Source organism: Paenibacillus rhizoryzae, assembly GCF_059686995.1.
The window spans coordinates 440241-457455 of record NZ_JCAALT010000003.1; the positions used below are offsets into that span (position 1 = coordinate 440241).

Sequence of the window (17215 nt, forward strand, 5' to 3'; positions counted from 1 at the left end):
GGACCTTTGTAGCGGGTGCTAGAAGGTTTTTTTGTGTTGATCACATAGGACGACCCGCGATCGTGAAAGCTTAAACTAAGCTTTACAGATCCACGAGAGGGAGTCGGACCAATCCCTGAAGGAGGACGGAGCAATGAAACAACCGTTGACTATTACGAAGCTTAAGAAAATGAAGCAAAGCGGCGAGCCAATTTCCATGCTTACCGCCTATGATTATCCTTCGGCTAAGCTTGCCGAAGAAGCCGGAATTGATGTGATTCTTGTCGGGGATTCACTCGGCAACGTGGTGCTCGGTTACGACACGACAATTCCGGTAACGTTGGACGACATGGTTTATCATTCCAGAGCAGTAGCTCGTGGTGCAACAAATACATTTATCGTCGCCGATTTGCCGTTCATGACTTACCGGCTTGGCAAGGAAACGACACTCCGCAATGCGGGCCGGTTGCTGCAGGAAGGTTATGCGCATGCCGTGAAATTGGAAGGTGGCGCAGATATCGCGGACGAAGTTGCCGCATGTGTCAGAGCGGGCATTCCAGTTATGGGACATATCGGACTTACACCGCAGTCCGTTCATCAGCTCGGCGGTTATCGCGTGCAAGGCAAGCTTGAGCGCGAAGCGCAGCAGCTCATTGAAGATGCCAAGGCACTTGAAGCAGCCGGAGCATTCAGTATCGTCCTTGAGCTTGTGACGGAACCTTTGGCTGAAGCGATCTCGTCGGCGCTTTCGATTCCGACCATCGGGATCGGTGCCGGCCGCGGCTGTGATGGTCAAGTGCTCGTATATCACGATATTTTGCAATATGCATCCCCCTATCGGGAGAAACGTTTCGTCAAAACCTATGCGGACATTGGAACAACGATCCGTAACGCTATCGGCTCCTACGTTTCCGAAGTGAAGTCCCGCGAATTCCCGCAGGAAGCGCATGCGTTTCCGATGGAGCAGGAACTGTTGAGGCAGCTTTATGGCTCAGGTTCGGGGCCGGCCACAGGATCAGGGGCAGCAGCTACCTCCGATAAAGGAGAAACAGCCGCAGCGGCATCATCCAAGCAAGCTGAGAAGCCTGTGGCAGATGCCGTCAAAGGAGGCGGACTGGCATGATTGTTTGTACCACGATCCAAGAACTTAGAGCTCACCTGGCAGAGCAGCGAAAGAACAAACCGGGTGGTCTTATCGGCATCGTTCCTACGATGGGATTTCTGCACGAAGGTCATGCAAGCCTGATGAAGCGGGCACGTGAAGAATGCAATTATACGGTTTTAACCCTATTCGTAAACCCGCTTCAATTTGGACCGAATGAAGATTTCGACCGCTACCCAAGGGATTTGGAGCGGGATTCCGCTCTTGCGCGGGCTAATGGAATTGACTTACTGTTTGCGCCCACCGTTCAAGAAATGTACCCGACTAAACCGCTGACTAAGGTGCTGATTACTGAAGTGACCGATCGATTGTGCGGTGCTTCGCGTCCGGGTCATTTTGACGGTGTCGGCATTGTCGTCAGTAAGCTGTTTAATCTGGTTCAACCGGATCGTGCCTATTTCGGCATGAAAGACGCGCAGCAGGTTGCAGTTATCGAACAGATGGTACATGATCTCAATATGCCGGTTCGAATCGTGCGCTGTGAAACGGTACGTGAAGCGGATGGTCTCGCCATGAGCTCGCGGAATGTGTATTTAAGCGTCGATCAGCGCAAGCAAGCCGTTATATTGTCGGAGACGCTTAGAGCGGCCGAGAGCTGGCTTAAGCAGCCTGGCATGACGCGTCTGAAGCTGTCTAAGCTCATCGCGGATTCCATTCAATCGGTTCCGCTTGCGGAGATTGATTACGCGGAATTACTTTCATACCCGAATTTATCGCCTTTGGATGCCAATACGGAATTATCAACTTTATCTCAAACCATAATAATTGCGCTTGCGGTTAAATTCGGCAGCACGCGCTTGATTGACAATCGTTTATTTCAACTCGGCGGAGGTGACACATATGTTCAGAACGATGATGAAATCCAAGCTTCACCGGGCGACCGTCACGGAAGCGAACCTCAATTATGTGGGCAGCATCACGATTGATGAGGACTTGATGGATCTTGCCGATCTTTGGGCTAATGAGAAAGTGCAAATCGTCAATAATAATAACGGTGCCCGTCTGGAGACATACGTCATTACAGGGCCGCGCGGCTCCGGCGTGATCTGTTTGAATGGCGCAGCGGCACGCCTAGTACAGCCTGGTGATAATGTCATTATTATCGGGTACGGCATGATGACCGAGGAAGAGGCTCGGACGTACAAGCCAAAGGTTGTCATCCTCGATGCAGGAAACAAGCCTGTTCAAATGCTTGAGCAGGAATTGCATGCCACTATTTTGTAAACCGCCGTCAACCGCACTGGATGCCAGCGCTGTGAAACGTCTGGGATAGGGTATGAAAAGCAGTCCCGGGGCAAAGAATGAGCATAACAAATTCACTTCTATCCTGGCGTGAAGGTGGGTGCGTACGATATGTTCAAACATGTATTTGCTACCATGCAGGAAATGCTCGAAGAAATTATTATCCATTATCCGCACGCAAACGGCGCACAACGCAAGCAGCTTGATGATCAGTTGTCCTCGCTTAAGCAGTTCAGCGATACGTTTATCGAGGAATGGCTTCAGTTTGAAGAAAAAATGGCGGATTTCCGAGATCTGCAGCTGGCACATTCGAAAGGCGGCTCTGTCGGCCAAGTACCGCCGCTTAAGCCGGCAGCACCTGCGCCCGGTTATCCCAAGATCATCTCGGCCGTCCCAGCACCATCCGTCCAGCAGCAGAAGCCTGCTGCAGCAAGCAAAGGAATTCCAAGCGCGGCAGCACCGATCGAGAAGTCAGATCCATTAGATGATGATGCCGCGTTCGAAATGCAGCAGGCGATGTCCAAAGGTCAGGGCTATTTTAAATTATTTATGTTTAAGGATGCGTTCAAGCATTTCCAAGATGCGGTCAGAAGATCGCCGGATGATAATCGTGCAAGGCTGTTCCTAGGCATGACCTGCATGCATTTACAGGAATGGCATGAAGCCCAGCGTCACTTCCAGCTGCTGGTCGAAGTTACCGAGCATCCGAAGTGGAAGGCGCTCGGCCTTAATGCACTGGGCTGCATACAAGCGGTTCGCATGAATTTAGAACAGGCGGCCATTTACTTCGAGAAGGCCCATGAAGCGGATCCTAATTTTACCGATCCATTGTCGAATATGAAGTCATGCGAGCAGCATGCAGGCCAGTTATCCTTGTTATTCGGGAGTGGCCAGCTTTAGTTTTTGTGAGAGGATACTTACCGGATGAATTATGCCGTACTGGATTTGGAAACGACCGGTCATAGTGCCGGCGATGAAATGATACAAGTTGGTCTTGTGCTGCTGGATGAAGAATTAAACGTTGTTCATTCCTACAGTACGTTTGTCAAACCTTCAATTGCGATTCCGCCGTTCATTACGCAGCTAACCGGCATTGATGAATCGATGGTCGCGGATGCGCCTGAGCTTGATGAGGTACTGCTTGAGCTTATACCTCTTCTCAGCGATGCCGTGCTCGTTGCGCACAATGTCGCCTTTGATGCGGGCTTCCTCAATTCGGCGCTTGATCGCTGCGGTTATTTGCCTTTTGACGGAAGAAGGCTCGATACAATCGATTTATTGCGCATTCTTTATCCAACCTTAACGACCTATCAGCTGGGCGCGGTGACGGAATTGTTCGGTATTGAACATGACCAGCATCACCGCGCGGACAGCGATGCGATGGCAACTGCAGAACTGTTCAGCAATTGCTATAACAAGCTGAGAAGCCTGCCGCTGTTAACGCTGCAGCGACTGGCTAGTCTGCTCGGCGATGATTTGGATGATCTGGGCTGGTTTGTTTCCCAAATGGCCTTCCTGAAAGAAACGCAAACCTCCATCGATCCGGATGCTTATCATTATTTCCGTCAATTTGCCATGAAAGCAGGCGATTGGTCGGAGGAGCAGCATCCAAGGGAGAACATGGACGAGGAATCCGGAATGTCTGTGACAGACTGGACGTTCCCACAATTTCTGACGCATATCAAGAATGAAATTGCTGCCCTTGTTCCCGGTTATGAAGAACGAGAGCCGCAAAATATGATGTTTCAAGAAGTGATTGATGCGCTGGAAGAGGAGCGTCATTTGCTTATAGAAGCGGGAACAGGCACAGGAAAGTCGCTGGGCTACCTGATCCCGGCTCTGTACTATGGTGTCCAGCATAACAAGAAGATAGTCGTCAGCACGCATACCATTAACCTGCAGGAACAACTGCGGGCACGCGATCTGCCGCTGCTGCAGGCTGTCATGCCTTATCCATTCCGAGCCGCCGTCTTTAAGGGACGCGGCAATTATTTATGTTTACGCAAATTTGAAGGTAAAGTAAATATGCGTGATTTCGCTTCGCCGGCGGAAGATCGAATTACGGCTTCGCAGATGGTCGTATGGCTGAGCGAATCGAATCATGGGGACCAGGAAGAGTTGAATTTCGGTAATCGCGGCGCTGATTTCTGGAGTACGGTTGCAAGTGACACCGATTCCTGTCTCAACCGTGCTTGTCCATGGTTTAAACGCTGCTACTATCACCGGGCCAAGCAGGAAGCGAATATTGCGGATGTCGTGATTACGAATCACTCGATGCTTTTCACGGATATACGGGCCGATCACCGTTTGCTTCCGGGTTATGAGCATCTCATCTTGGATGAAGCCCATCACTTGGAAGAGGTTGCGGGTAAACATCTGGGTACGCAGGTTTCTTACTATTCCGTTCAGCATCCTGTTATCAGGCTTTGCAAAGATGCACGCAATGGTCAATTGATTGCACTGAAGAGCAGGCTGGCGAACGAAAACGTCGAGAAGACCCAGAAATGGCGCGAAGAAATTGATGAGGTTGTTCCGGTATTCGGTGATTTGCGCGACGAATGGGATCGTTTGTTTGAAATGCTGTACACCTTGATGGGTAACAGTGCATCGGGTACGAAGAGCTCTGGAGATGCTTCGAGCGGCGAAACCGGACAATTCGTGCTCAGGCTCCGCAGCGGTAAGCTGCCGGACTATTGGTCGGATGCACAGCTCATTGAGGAAGCGATCAACGGCTATTTGAGCCAGATTATTCGTCCGCTTGATAAGGTGTTCGCCGCTATCAAAGAAGAAATCGATGATCCGGGCATCGCCGCGCTGGTGACAGACTTAAGCGGGACAATCAAGGATTTGTCCCGCGCCAGAGATGATTTGCGTCAGTTTATGAAGGCCGATAAGACGGATACGGTATATTGGCTTGAAGCGAACAGCAACTCCAGAGCGAAATCGATTCAGCTTTACGCTGTCCCTGCGGATGTAAGCAGCCAGCTGCGGACTTATTTCTTCGATATTAAGAAAAGCGTCATTCTCACTTCAGCGACCTTATCCGTTCAGAAATCGTTTCAATATGCCTGTGAGCAGTTAGGTTTAACGCAAGATGAAGAGCAGGGACGTCTTAAGACGGTTCAATTGCCTTCGCCCTTTAATTACAGAGAGCAAGCGCTAGTCATCATTCCGCGCAACTTCCCTGTACTGAAAGGTGCCGCCGGAGATCCCCAGTTCAATGAAATGCTGGTGAAGTCATTGACAGAGGCGGCCATTGAAACAAAAGGACGGATGCTCGTTCTCTTCACGTCTTACAGAATGCTGAAGCAGGTGTATGATCCGCTCAAGGAAGCGCTGGCTGCAACCGGTATTCATGTTCTCGGTCAGGGAATCGACAGCAGTAATCGCAGCAAGCTGACCAGAAGGTTCCAACAGCAGCAAGCTTCTGTTCTGCTCGGGACAAGCAGCTTCTGGGAAGGCGTAGATATTCCCGGGGATGCGCTGACATGCCTTGCGATTGTGAGACTTCCTTTCCAGCCGCCTAACCATCCGCTGGTTGAAGCGAAGTCTGAGCTGCTGCAGGAGCAGAAGCAAAACCCGTTTATGAAGCTTTCTATCCCGCAAGCGGTCATTCGCTTTAAGCAAGGATTTGGCCGCCTGGTACGGACTGCAAAGGATCGCGGCATCGTTCTTATTTACGATACTAGAGTGATTGATACGTATTACGGCAAATATTTTCTGTATTCCTTACCGGGGCCGAAGATCGAGCATATGCATTTAGAGCAGATTGTGCCGCGTATACGTGAATGGCTTGCACCAAGTCCAAGTGAAGAAGAGGTGGAAAAATGAAGCCGATGAAAATATCCGAGGCGGTCGTTCGCAGACTACCGGTTTATCTGCAGGTCTTGAACGATCTGAACATGCGGGATGTCCAGACGGTTTCATCACAAGATCTTGGCAATAAGCTGGATCTGAATCCGGCACAAATCCGAAAAGATCTGGCTTATTTTGGCGATTTTGGCCGAAAAGGGATCGGTTATGACGTCACTTATCTCATCGAGAAGATCCGTCAAATTTTAAAGCTGGACCAGCCGCTGAATGTAGGGCTGGTCGGTGCCGGTAACTTAGGCCGAGCGCTGTGCAACTATAATACGTATTTAAAGGATAATATGAAGATTACAGCCGTATTCGATGTTCATCCTTCTATGGTTGGCGCCTCCATTAACGGGTTGACGGTATTGCCGATGGATAAGCTGAAGGAAACGGTAGCTGCGTGTAACATTCGCATAGGGATCATTACCGTGCCTGCGATTGAAGCGCAGAATGTTGCAGATAAGTTCGTAGAAGCGGGCGTGGACGGTATCTTGAATTTTGCCCCGACGATTCTTCGGGTGCAGGAGCATGTACGCATCCATTATGCGAATTTTACCACGGAGCTGCTGAGTTTAGCGTATTACTTGGACGAAGAAGGGGACGACGAGAATGAAACGGTTGTGGATTGAGAATGGTACTTTCGTCACGATGGACGAGCAGCGTCCTGTATTAAAGGGGCATATGGTTGTCGAAGGCGATACCATTTTGTATTTGGACGAATTATCGCCGGATCCGGCTCCTGAAGGCGCGGAACGTATAGATGGCCAAGGCCTTGTATTTATGCCCGGCTTAATTAACACGCACGGACATGCTGCGATGTCTTTGCTTCGCGGTTATTCCGATGATGAAGCACTGCAAGTATGGCTGGAGCAGAAGATGTGGCCGATGGAAGGCAAATATACGGATGAAGATGCACGCTGGGGAACGGCGCTCGCCGTTGCTGAGATGCTGAAGTCCGGAACGACAACTTTCGTTGACATGTACGACCGGATGCACATCGTAGCTGAAGTTGTAGAGCAATCCGGCATGCGCGGACTGCTGACGCGGGGCGTAATCGGACTTTGCCCGCCGGATGTTCAAACAGCGAAGCTGGATGAAGCGAAGAAATTTGCTCAAGAGTGGAACGGAAGAGCTAACGGTCGTATTCGGACGATGCTTTCTCCTCATGCTCCGTACACATGCCCACCGGACTATATTGCTCGTATCGTAGAGGCTGCCAAAGAGTTAGATTTGCCACTGCACACGCATATGTCGGAAACGGCTGCGGAAGTGCAATTCAACGTCAATGATTATGGCTGCCGTCCTGTCGAGCATCTGGACAAGCTTGGTTTCTTCTCTCGTCCGGCTTTGGTTGCGCATGCCGTGCATTTGACGGATGAAGAGATCGCGCTCCTTGCTGAACGCGGCGTAAGCGTCTCCCATAACCCTGCAAGCAATCTGAAGCTCGCGAGCGGGATTGCCCGTGTACCGGATATGCTGAAAGCCGGCGTAACGGTATCGCTTGGTACGGACAGTGCGGCAAGCAACAACAATCTGGATCTGTTCGATGAAATCCGGTTGGCAGCCCTTATCCACAAAGGGATTTCGGGCGATCCTACAGCCGTTCCGGCCTGGGAAGCACTCAAACTCGCTACCGTATATGGTGCGCGTGCGATCTGGCAGGAAGAGCGTCTAGGTGCGCTTAAACCGGGTATGAAGGCAGACTTTATCGCCTTGAATATGGAACAGCCGCATTTCTATCCGAAGACGGAGATTGTCTCGCATCTTGTCTATTCCGGATCCGGACGCGACGTTGTACATGTTTGGGTAGATGGCGTTCAAGTGGTGAAGCAAGGCGAATGTGTCTTCTTGGATGAAGCGCAAATTCGCGCTGAAGCGCAGCGCTGCTTCGAAAGGCTGCTCTCCAGCTAATGCGTGCCAATCGACGCAAAAGACCGCCGGTAATGACAGCAGGCCGATGGATTGCGCTTAGCGCGACCTTAATCATCCTAATCTTGATAGCGCTAAATTGGTATTATCGGTCTGTGCAGTCTCCTGTCTGGAAAGAAGAACAAGCGGTAGAAGCCGAGGCCAAGGATCGAGGCAGTTTAAGCAGTGTGGACAGTTCTTATCATTATGTTTGGGACGAACCGGTCTGGATCGTGAAAGGGAAGGACCATAACGGCGACACTACATATGTATGGTTAAAGCCAAACGAGTCGTCCATTACACTGCGCGCAGATGAAGGTGTCGCTAAAGACGATATGAAGGAACGGTTTCTGCTCGGGAAGCCGGATGCCTCCATCTCCCATTTGAAGCTTGGTTTATTCGGCGGTGAGCCGGTGTGGGAAGTATTCTACGCTCGCAATCAAGCCGGTGTTACGAATCATTATTACGAATTTTACCGTTACCGGGATGGCACGTTCCTGATTACGTATAAGCTGCCTGCCAGATAGCGTACGGTAAACGCGGCAATTGAACAGGCAGTAAGTTTGACCATAGTTCCCTTTTATTACACGCTCTCTGCATCAGCAGGTTGTGATATACTTTCGTATAGCAGCAAGTGATAGACGAAAGTGCACCGCAAATTGTTCGATGAAGGGGGCTTTTTGCTATGAAAATACGTTTGCTTCCAGCCATTATAACCGCTGTTATTTCCGCCGGACTGTTAGTTGGCGGCTGGTATATACACCGTAATGTGGCGACTATTGGTCCACTGGAACGAATCGTTGCTGAAACACCAGGCGTCATAGAAGGCGAGCCGGTTATCGACCGCAGCTCGGTTACGATAGCATTGAAACTGGACCGCGATGCGAGTCTGCGGGACGTTTATGATACTATTGCAACGAAAGGCGATAACATGATCGGAAAGCGCGAGCTGAAGCTTGATTTCCGAAATGATCAACCGACAAAGCAGCTGGATGAGGTTTGGTCTTCGATGCTCTTTGATGTCGCGCAGGCGATGGAGCATCGCAATTATGCGGATATTCCGGCAACCTTAAAGCAAGTTCAGAACAAATTCGCCGGTGTTACAGCGGAATCCGAGATGGACGATGTGAATGTGTATATAACGCTGAAAGACAGCAAATCCGAGAAGCATATCGTACTGCCCCGTACGCCAAATACGTTGGGAGCGTGGCCGAATGTTTAAGTATGGAAAAGAAATGGCGATCGGCTTCGTGCCGGTCTTTATCTTATTTTTACAGTTTTACGTTGGCGTGAACACCATCCCGCTCGTCATGCTTGCGGTTATTGTTGGCGGATTGCTCTATATGGCAAAGACGCGCGGCAATTTAGCCACGGTAGGCGGCGGGAGCAGAGGGAAGACAAGACCGACGAAGCCGTTTTCGTTTGAGCAAATAGGCGGACAGGATCGGGCGAAGCAGGAGCTCGTCGAAGCGCTGGATTTTCTAATCCATGTCGATCAAATTTCGAAATTCGGTATTCGTCCGCTTAAGGGTATTCTGCTCACAGGTCCTCCGGGAACAGGCAAAACACTGCTGGCGAAAGCGGCAGCCCATTATACGGATTCGGTCTACGTGGCTGCGTCGGGCTCTGAGTTTGTGGAAATGTATGTCGGCGTCGGCGCAAGCCGTATTCGTGAATTATTTAAGGAAGCCCGTCAGAAAGCGGCTAAGCAAAACAAGGAAAGTGCCGTTATTTTCATCGATGAGATCGATGTTATCGGGGGCAAACGTGACGGCGGACAGCAGCGCGAGTATGATCAAACGCTAAATCAGCTGTTAACAGAGCTGGACGGGATTCATACGTCGGATACACCGCGTATTCTGCTAATCGGCGCGACGAACCGCAAGGAAATGCTGGATAACGCACTGCTTCGTCCGGGCCGATTCGACCGCCATATCGCCGTAGATTTGCCGGATAAGAAAGGCCGCGCGCATATTCTCAATATTCATGCGGAGAACAAACCGCTAAATGCCGAGGATGTAAATCTGGACAAAATTGCGGAAGAATCGTTCGGTTTCTCCGGTGCACAACTTGAGAGTGTCATGAATGAAGCCGCCATCTATGCGATGCGCGAAGAAGGCGAAATGATTAGCCAGCGTCATCTGTCCATGGCGATCGATAAAGTGATGATGGGTGAGCGTACGGATCGTGAAGCGACGAGTGAAGAGCGTGAGCGTGTTGCTTTACACGAATTGGGCCATGCGATTGCAGCAGAGCTTATTCGTCCGGGAAGCGTCTCTCAGGTAGCTCTGCTGCCTAGGGGACAAGCGCTGGGCTATGTACGTCACAATCCGCAGCAGGATAAATATTTGTATACGAAGCCATTCCTGGAAGGTCAGATTATGATTGCCCTTGGCGGAGCTGCCGCGGAAGAGATGTTTTATGGCGGACGCAGCACAGGCTCAAGAGGTGACTTCGATCAGGCTATGAGCATCGTTCGTTCTATGGTGGAATCAGGTCTTACCGACCTCGGTATTATCGACAGCTCGATGATGACGCCTGACAAATGGGCCGACGTGAACGGTCGTATCCTGAATGAGCTGATGGAACGCGTGAAGCGCATGCTGGAGAGCAATCGCGAAGTGTTCACGTCCTCTTTGAGCGTACTGACTACGGAAGAAACCTTAAGCGGTGACCGATTCCGCTCATTGCTCGGCAATGCGGTTCAGGAAGAACAATTGCTTGTCGCACAATAACTGATAGGACGAAGAAGGCGGAGCCTATCCGCCTTCTTTTTTGGCATTTTCTATGATGGCTATCGAAGAAACGTACTGCACTTCAAAGGACGATGACAGTCGTTTCTTCTTGGTTTAAAAAAATGTATAATAGACGCAGAACTGTGGAGGTGTGAAAGTTGACAGCGGTACGTAAAGCAGGCGTCGTCGGCGCCGGTACGATGGGACAGGGCATTTGTGAAATGCTGGCCTTTAATAGTCTTGAGGTCTACATGGTAGAACAAGACAATGCACGGCTGAATCATGCGATCGGCATGATTGAGCAAAGCTTAGACAAGCAGATGGAGCGTTGGGCGCTTACGTCAGCGGAGAAGAAGCTGGTGATGAACCGGATTCATCCGATGGCGCAGCTCAGCGATTTAGCGGATTGCGAGCTTGTCATTGAAACGATTACAGAGGATTTGGACAGCAAGCTGGACATCTTCAGACAGCTGGATCAAATTTGCGAGCCGCATGTTATTCTGGCGAGCAATACGTCAACACTAAGCTTAACGGAGCTTGCAAGTGTGACGAATCATCCGGAGCGCATAATCGGCATGCATTTCGTCTATCCGGTCAGCAAGACGGATTTGGTAGAGATCGTGCGCGGTCTGAGAACCTCGGATGAAACCTTCGAGCTAACCAAACATTTTGTTGAGGAAACGATACATAAGAAGGGCGTTATGGTGTTTGAGTCGCCCGGATTCGTCACCACGCGGCTCATTTGCCTGTTCATAAATGAGGCGCTTCATGTGCTTGAGGAAGGCGTTGCCTCGGCGGACGATATCGACAGCGCCATGCGGATCGGCTACTCGTTTCAGCATGGGCCATTTGAAATGGCGGACCGATTCGGTCTGGATGCGGTACTCGCAGCGCTTGAGCGGATGTTCCGAGAGTACGGGGAGCTTAAATACCGGCCATCCTTCATTCTTAAGAAAATGGTGCGAGGCGGGCAGCTCGGCGTGAAGAGCGGTGCCGGCTTCTTCAGCTACGATAAAGATGGAGGCCGAGTATGATTGTTCTCGTAATGAATGCAGGCAGCTCTTCTCTGAAGTATCAGCTGTACAATATGGAGGATGAATCGGTCCTCGCCCAAGGCCGCGTGGAGCGAATCGGCATGGATGATTCGATTCTGACGCATGAGCCCACCGGCGGCATTGAAGTGAACCGGGTTAGCGAAATTCTCGATCATAATGAAGCTGTGCGCAAAGTCATTAACATGCTGACGCACCGTGAGCACGGCGTATTGAAAGCGATCGAGGAAATCAAAGCCGTCGGACACCGGGTCGTTCATGGCGGTGAAAGCTTCAAGCAATCCACGCTCGTTACAGTTGAGGTAAAGAAAGAAATCAGACGTCTGTTCGACTTGGCGCCGCTTCACAACCCGCCTGCGATGATGGGGATTACCGCGGTTGAGCTGAACCTGCCGGATGTGCCGCAGGTTGTTGTATTCGATACGGCTTTCCACCAATCGATGCCGATGGAGACTTTTCTGTATCCGATCCCAATGGTGCTGTACAGACGCCACAAAATCAGACGTTACGGCTTCCACGGCACCTCGCATAACTATGTGAGCAAGCTGGCCGCTCAGAAGCTGGGAAGGCCGCTGAATGAGCTCAAAATCGTCACCTGCCATATCGGCAATGGCGCCAGCTGCGCGGCAATCCTGAACGGGGAGTCTTATGACACCAGTATGGGATTGACGCCTCTGGAAGGGCTTATGATGGGCACGCGGAGCGGGGATTTGGATCCGGCGATCGTACCGTTTACGATGAACAAAGAAGAGCTGACGCTGAACGAAGTCAACTCTATGCTCAATAAGCATAGCGGACTCATGGCGATTAGCGGCATCAGCAGCGATATGCGTGAAATCGTAACCGCGATGGATGACGGCGATAAGCACGCGAAACTCGCTTTCGACATGTACACGTACCGCCTTCGCAAGTATATCGGTGCATATGCCGCCGGTATGAATGGTTTGGATGCAGTCGTATTTACGGCAGGAGTAGGCGAGAATTCCGTTGCTGTCCGTAAAGCAGTCTGCGAACAGCTGACGTTCCTGGGCATCGAGCTGGACGAAGAACGTAACGCGGAGCGATCCAAGGAAGCGCGCTACATCACGAAGGATGGCTCACGCGTGAGCGTGCTTGTCATCCCGACGAATGAAGAGCTGTTAATTGCAAGAGATACGTATGAGATCGTGAAAGAATAGATAGTACCCGAATACTAAGATCCGTATAGACGGAAAGGACGGAATGAACGATGAAAACATTAACGACGATCGCACAACTGAAGGATTTTGCCGGGCAATCGGTATGGATTGGCTGCTGGCTGAACGGGAAACGCTCAAGCGGTAAAATCCAATTTTTACAGCTTCGCGATGGAACAGGCTATGTGCAAGGCGTTGTCGTGAAGAGTGAAATTGAGGAAACCATCTGGAACTCGGCGAAGGAATTGACGCAGGAGAGCTCCCTTTACGTGAAAGGGATCGTGCGTGAAGAGCCGCGCAGCCAGTCCGGCTACGAGCTGACAGTCGAAGATATCGAAGTGATTCAAATCGCGCAGGACTACCCGATTACGCCAAAGGAGCATGGCGTCGACTTCTTGATGGATCGTCGTCACCTCTGGCTGCGTTCGCCGAAGCAGCGGGCGATTCTCGTCATCCGTGCAGAGATTATCCGCTCGATTCAGCAGTTCTTCGATGATCGTAACTTTACGCTCGTGGATCCGCCGATTCTGACGCCTTCCTCCTGTGAAGGTACGACGAACCTGTTCCACACGAAATATTTTGACGAAGATGCTTACTTGACGCAAAGCGGTCAGCTGTACATGGAAGCAGCAGCGATGGCGCTAGGCAAAGTGTATTCCTTCGGACCGACATTCCGTGCGGAGAAGTCGAAGACTCGCCGCCACTTGATCGAGTTCTGGATGATCGAGCCGGAAATGGCGTTCGTGGATCATGAGGAAAATCTGCGCGTACAGGAGCAGTTCGTGTCCTTCGTGGTGCAAAATGTCGTCAAAAACTGCCGCAAGGAGCTTGAAACGATTGGCCGCGATATTAGCAAGCTGGAGAACATCGTAGCGCCGTTCCCGCGTATTACGTACGATCAAGCGATTGAGTTCTTGCAGGAGAACAAGCATGAAATTCAGTGGGGCGAAGATTTCGGTGCGCCTCATGAAACGGCGATTGCGGAGAAATACGATCGTCCGGTGTTCATCACGCATTATCCGGCATCGTTCAAAGCGTTCTACATGAAGCCGGACCCGAACCGTCCGGAGGTTGTACTTTGCGCGGATATGATTGCGCCTGAAGGCTATGGCGAAATTATCGGCGGCTCGCAGCGGATCGACGATCCGGAGCTGCTGGCGGAGCGTTTTGCCGAGCATGAATTGTCTACGGAAGCGTACCAATGGTACTTGGACCTGCGTAAATACGGCACAGTGCCGCATTCCGGCTTCGGTTTGGGGCTAGAGCGCACGGTAGCCTGGATTTGCGGCTTGGAGCATGTACGTGAAACGATTCCGTTCCCTCGTTTGCTGTACCGTTTGTATCCGTAAGCACAAGGGAAGGGAGGACGAACGGTGAAAACCGAAATGTGGAAGGCCTACGCACGCGGAATGGCTGCCGCCATGAACGGCGGCGGCGTCGTGGTGCCGGCCGGTCTGCTCCGTGCTTATCGCGGCGTCGGATTAACGGATACGGAGATGCTGCTAATGCTGCAGCTGATGACGTACCGGCAGGTCGAGGGCGTCGATTTTCCGACGCCGGAGCAGTTGGCCGAGCGGCTTGGCATTCTGCCTAACGCAGCGCATCAGCTGCTTAGCCGCTTGATGAAAGAAGAGCTGCTCGCCATCGATGAGGAAGTCGATCCGGTGAGCGGCATGCAGTTCGAACGCTACAATTGGAACGGCTTCATCATCCGCAGCGCGGAATGGCTGGCCGAAGAGGCTCGGTTATCGTTCGAGAGCGAACGGGAGCTGCAGCGGGCCGGTGCAGGGACTGCAGGAGTTGGAGTCGGTTCCGGTGCGGGAGTAGGTTCGGGAGCGAGTTTTGGAGCAAGTACAGGAGCGAGCGGTGGGGCCGGTACGGGAGCGGGAAGCGGAGCCAGTATGGGAGCGTCTAACACCCGGAACTCGAGCGTTGGGATCGAAGGCGAGTGGCCGAAGCAATCGGATTTATTTTCTGTATTCGAGCAAGAATTCGGCCGCCCGCTATCCCCGATGGAATGCGAGACGATCAGCGCCTGGGTCGATCAAGATCGTTATCCGGACGAGCTGATTCGTTTTGCGTTGAAGGAAGCCGTTTTCGCAGGCAAGCTGCATTTCCGCTACATCGACCGCATTCTCATCGAATGGAGCCGCAACCGCGTTACCAACACCGATGAAGCCAAAGCGCATACTCAGAAATTTCGCGGTGGCCGCGGGTCTTGATGACCTGCGGTTTTTTTTGCGTGTTTGGGCGCTGAGATTCGTGCATGTTTGTCCGCAAACGAAATAGGGCGAAGTTGCATAAGCTGTTGTCATAGCTGTGAGAGTAGGCTTCACCCTAGGAAAGCGGAGAGGATGACTGGACAGCAATGCCGGATTATTCGTTTTGGCAAGGTAAACAGGTGTTTGTGACGGGGCATACCGGGTTTGTGGGAACATGGCTTTGCTTATGGCTGCACCGCTTAGGTGCGGTTATTACAGGATACAGCGATGAATTGCCGACGACGCCATCGATGTACCGGCTGTGTGGACTAGAGCACATTATACCGTGGACACGAGGCGATATCAGGGATTCCGCGAAGCTGACGGCTGCACTGCGGGATGCAAAGCCGGAGGTGGTTTTTCATCTGGCAGGGCAGTCGGAACATCAAGGCAAGCATAATACGGTTGAAATCTTCGATGTGAATGTCGCGGGGATGGCCGCGCTGCTGGATGCGGTGCGTACGGTGCACGAGGATCACCCGATCCGTGCCGTCGTCGCGATAACCGCGGCAGATTGTTACGCGCCGCGGGATTGGGTGCTCGGCTATCGCGAAGCCGACGGCCTCGGCGGAGCGGAGCCCGGCTCCGCGAGCAAAGCCTGCGCGGAGCTTGTCGTGTCCTCCTTCCGGCGCGCATACTTCGCCGGAAGCGCTGACGGGCCCGCGGTTGCGACCGTCCGCGCGGGCCATCTCATCGGCGGCGGCGACTTCGCAAGCGGCCGCCTCGTCCCGGACTGCGTGCGCGCCGCTGCCGGCGAGCGCGCAGCGCAGCAGGGCCAGCAGCCATGGCCGAGCGGCTTCCGGCCATGGCTGCACGTGCTCGAAGCGCTCGCGGGCTGCCTCGCGCTCGCGCAGCGGCTGTTCCCGCCCGGCGGCGGCGACTTCGCCGAGGCGTGGAACCTGGGTCCGCGCACATGCGAAGCGCGGACCTCGGCCTGGCTGGCCGAGGCGCTGCGCGCTCGCCTCGGCGGCCAGCAGCAGGCTTCGCCGGGGCCGGCTGGCGCGGCTGCAGCGTCAGCGGCGCCGATGCTGCTGGACACGACGAAGGCGGCCTCGCGCCTTGGCTGGCGGCCTCGGTGGGATGCGCAGCAAACGGCGCAGCATACGGCCGACTGGTACGCGGCATGGATGCAAGGCGCACCGATGCGTGACATCAGCGTTTCGCAGATTGTCCACTATGAAACGTGAATATACGCAGCAAAGAACAGCCGCAGGGCTGCTCTTTGCTGCTGGATCATGCCAGCGAATGGATGAAATTGCGCAAACGGGATGAAATTCGGGAGAAATATGCTAAACTAAGGGTATCACTTCCGAAAATGCAGCTGTAGGCAGCGTGAACCTTCGGAATATTGGAAGGACGTTTATCGATGTCAGAACTTCATTCCCATACGGATACTCATAAATCGCAAGATACGGTCAAGCAAATGATTGAAATCATGTCGCAAAGCGGCTGGCGCATTACAGAGCAGCGCCGAGAGCTGGCTGAGATTTTCGCCAAGACAGAAGGGTATTTGTCTCCGAAAGACGTATACGATCATATGTCACGTGCTTATCCCAGCGTGAGTTTCGATACGGTTTATCGGAATTTGCGTCTGCTGAGTGAGATGGGGGCGCTGGAGCAGTTTTATTTTATGGACGGAGGCTTGAAATTCCGTGTGAGCTGCCTGTCGCACCATCATCATCACTTAATTTGCATCAATTGCGAGAAGACGCTCACGTTCGAATATTGTCCGATGGACCAGTCGCTCGATTTGCCGGGTTCGTTCAAAATTATGAATCACCGATTTGAAGTGTATGGCGTATGTGAAGCTTGTCAGCGGGAATCGGGTACATGATGTTCATGTATC

General features: G+C 52.3%; 16 protein-coding genes. All 16 read left to right on the top strand.

Going from position 1 to position 17215, the window contains the following annotated elements; translation table 11 throughout:
• Positions 1 to 133 precede the first annotated feature (133 nt).
• The 16 genes from panB (at position 134) to AC6ESO_RS11080 (ending at position 17203) form a co-directional block, all read left to right on the top strand.
• Positions 134 to 1102: a 3-methyl-2-oxobutanoate hydroxymethyltransferase gene (panB, locus tag AC6ESO_RS11005; protein ID WP_497091360.1), complete on the top strand. Its 969-nt coding sequence runs from the start codon at positions 134 to 136 to the stop codon at positions 1100 to 1102.
• Positions 1099 to 2067, top strand: coding sequence for a pantoate--beta-alanine ligase (gene panC, locus AC6ESO_RS11010; RefSeq protein ID WP_497091361.1), 969 nt, complete (start codon positions 1099 to 1101; stop codon positions 2065 to 2067). Before panB ends, panC begins: the two co-directional genes overlap by 4 nt.
• A complete protein-coding gene (gene panD, locus AC6ESO_RS11015; protein ID WP_497091362.1) occupies positions 1982 to 2365 on the top strand; it encodes an aspartate 1-decarboxylase in 384 nt (127 codons plus the stop codon). The genes panC and panD overlap by 86 nt, the downstream gene beginning before the upstream one ends.
• A 129-nt stretch (positions 2366 to 2494) precedes the next feature.
• Positions 2495 to 3283 carry a hypothetical protein gene (locus AC6ESO_RS11020; RefSeq protein WP_497091363.1) on the top strand — a complete coding sequence of 263 codons (789 nt, stop codon included), beginning with the start codon at positions 2495 to 2497 and terminating at the stop codon, positions 3281 to 3283.
• A 24-nt stretch (positions 3284 to 3307) separates the two neighbouring features.
• Positions 3308 to 6214, top strand: a complete 2907-nt coding sequence (dinG, locus tag AC6ESO_RS11025; protein WP_497091364.1) for an ATP-dependent DNA helicase DinG — start codon at positions 3308 to 3310, stop codon at positions 6212 to 6214.
• On the top strand, positions 6211 to 6867 hold the full coding sequence (locus AC6ESO_RS11030) for a redox-sensing transcriptional repressor Rex (protein ID WP_494818976.1): 657 nt from the start codon (positions 6211 to 6213) through the stop codon (positions 6865 to 6867). The genes dinG and AC6ESO_RS11030 overlap by 4 nt, the downstream gene beginning before the upstream one ends.
• Entirely contained in the window at positions 6848 to 8149 is a 1302-nt protein-coding gene (locus tag AC6ESO_RS11035) for an amidohydrolase (protein ID WP_497091365.1), read from the top strand. Before AC6ESO_RS11030 ends, AC6ESO_RS11035 begins: the two co-directional genes overlap by 20 nt.
• Complete coding sequence (locus tag AC6ESO_RS11040) at positions 8149 to 8673, top strand: cell wall elongation regulator TseB-like domain-containing protein (RefSeq protein ID WP_497091366.1); 525 nt, start codon at positions 8149 to 8151, stop codon at positions 8671 to 8673. The genes AC6ESO_RS11035 and AC6ESO_RS11040 overlap by 1 nt, the downstream gene beginning before the upstream one ends.
• A 158-nt stretch (positions 8674 to 8831) precedes the next feature.
• A complete protein-coding gene (locus tag AC6ESO_RS11045; protein ID WP_497091367.1) occupies positions 8832 to 9368 on the top strand; it encodes a hypothetical protein in 537 nt (178 codons plus the stop codon).
• A complete protein-coding gene (locus AC6ESO_RS11050; protein WP_497091368.1) occupies positions 9361 to 10881 on the top strand; it encodes an AAA family ATPase in 1521 nt (506 codons plus the stop codon). Before AC6ESO_RS11045 ends, AC6ESO_RS11050 begins: the two co-directional genes overlap by 8 nt.
• A gap of 158 nt (positions 10882 to 11039) precedes the next feature.
• Positions 11040 to 11915, top strand: a complete 876-nt coding sequence (locus AC6ESO_RS11055) for a 3-hydroxyacyl-CoA dehydrogenase family protein (protein WP_497091369.1) — start codon at positions 11040 to 11042, stop codon at positions 11913 to 11915.
• Complete coding sequence (locus tag AC6ESO_RS11060; RefSeq protein WP_497091370.1) at positions 11912 to 13111, top strand: acetate/propionate family kinase; 1200 nt, start codon at positions 11912 to 11914, stop codon at positions 13109 to 13111. Before AC6ESO_RS11055 ends, AC6ESO_RS11060 begins: the two co-directional genes overlap by 4 nt.
• A 50-nt stretch (positions 13112 to 13161) precedes the next feature.
• Complete coding sequence (gene asnS, locus AC6ESO_RS11065; protein ID WP_494818983.1) at positions 13162 to 14457, top strand: asparagine--tRNA ligase; 1296 nt, start codon at positions 13162 to 13164, stop codon at positions 14455 to 14457.
• A 24-nt stretch (positions 14458 to 14481) separates the two neighbouring features.
• Entirely contained in the window at positions 14482 to 15330 is an 849-nt protein-coding gene (locus AC6ESO_RS11070) for a DnaD domain protein (protein ID WP_497091371.1), read from the top strand.
• Positions 15331 to 15476: 146 nt separating this feature from the next.
• Positions 15477 to 16556, top strand: coding sequence for a CDP-glucose 4,6-dehydratase (gene rfbG, locus AC6ESO_RS11075; protein WP_497091372.1), 1080 nt, complete (start codon positions 15477 to 15479; stop codon positions 16554 to 16556).
• A gap of 179 nt (positions 16557 to 16735) precedes the next feature.
• Positions 16736 to 17203, top strand: coding sequence for a Fur family transcriptional regulator (locus tag AC6ESO_RS11080; protein ID WP_497091373.1), 468 nt, complete (start codon positions 16736 to 16738; stop codon positions 17201 to 17203).
• The last annotated feature ends 12 nt before the right edge of the window (positions 17204 to 17215 follow it).